This is a genomic window from Streptomyces sp. SID3212, from assembly GCF_009865405.1.
Lineage (GTDB): Bacteria > Actinomycetota > Actinomycetes > Streptomycetales > Streptomycetaceae > Streptomyces.
Map to the genome: position 1 here is coordinate 1 of NZ_WWJY01000854.1, position 476 is coordinate 476.

General features: G+C 77.3%; 1 protein-coding gene. It reads right to left on the minus strand.

The annotated features are described in order from the left end of the window. Nucleotides 1-476, minus strand: a 476-nt coding sequence (locus GT042_RS25805) for a M28 family peptidase (RefSeq protein ID WP_161311127.1), incomplete at both ends; no start/stop codon positions are given.

Genomic DNA, 476 nt, shown 5'->3' on the forward strand with positions numbered 1-476 from the left:
GGCGGCCCGCGCCCACGCCTCGGCGGCCGGGCGGGAGGACGTGCGGTGGACCACGAGGGTGAAGTCGCCCCGGTGGTGGCCCTCGGCGATCGCCTCCGCGGCGGCGGGGAACGCCAGGCCCGCGCCCGGCGGGAGCCGCTGGCTGCCGAGGGCCGAGGAGAAGTAGCCCACCGATTCCAGGCAGATCATCCCGGCGACGCGGCGGGTGCCCACCAACTGCCGTACGGCTTCCCGCGAGCCGATCAGGCCCGTCTCCTCCATGTCGAACAGCATCAGGGTGACGTCCGGCGGCTGGGGCAGCCGCGCGAGGACCCGCGCGGTCTCCAGGACCACCGCGACCCCCGACGCGTTGTCGTCGGCCCCCGGACTGTCCAGCACCGTGTCGAGGTGCGCGCCGACCACGACGGTGGAGCGCGGGCCGGTGCCCTCGCCCCGGCCCCGCGGTCCTGGCGGCTCGGCGCGGAGGTTGGCGCCCG